This is a genomic window from Vibrio sp. LaRot3 (genome assembly GCF_027587025.1).
Lineage (GTDB): Bacteria > Pseudomonadota > Gammaproteobacteria > Enterobacterales > Vibrionaceae > Vibrio.
The window spans coordinates 1-587 of record NZ_JAPPTI010000032.1; the positions used below are offsets into that span (position 1 = coordinate 1).

Annotated in this window: 1 protein-coding gene; it reads right to left on the reverse strand. The window is 40.2% G+C overall.

The genetic code is table 11. The features are described 5' to 3' along the window. Nucleotides 1-89: 89 nt before the first annotated feature. The coding region (locus OH461_RS20060; RefSeq protein WP_270022305.1) for a GNAT family N-acetyltransferase at nt 90-587 on the reverse strand (498 nt) is incomplete at its 5' end.

The window sequence follows — 587 nt, forward strand, 5'->3', positions numbered from 1 at the left end:
TAACGCCCCGTTAAGCTGCGAGTGAACGTGTGCTATGTCTGAGCGAAGCGAGTTCGGCACGCGTTTACGAGTCAGACTTGAACGGCTTGTTAAGCATGTGCTACCGACATGCGATAAACCTTCGTAACTTCACCAGAAGGCTCATACGCATTTTCAATTTGCACCCAGCCAAACTTCTCATAAAGGCCATCATGATCCGTCGTAAGATAAATATGCTGATACCCCATGGATTGAGCAATTTTTCTTGCATACTCAAACATACCTTCACTGAGCTTTTTACCACGATGCTCTTGCTCAATAAATAGTGAACTAAACCATGGATACAGGTCATGCCTGCTTATGAAGTCATTGATTATTAAACCAAAACATCCAACAATTTCATCATTGTAGGTAAGCACATAAAATTGCGGGATTGAACGCTCCAACTCACTAGAGTTAACAACTGCATTTTCAAAGTATGAATAGTTTTTCTGAGAGCCCCACTTAGAATGTATATATTTTGTACACTCAGAAATACCACGAGGACAATCGTTAAAGTTATATATTCGGTACACTATAAATTCTCTCTTATAAATGCTTAACGCCGC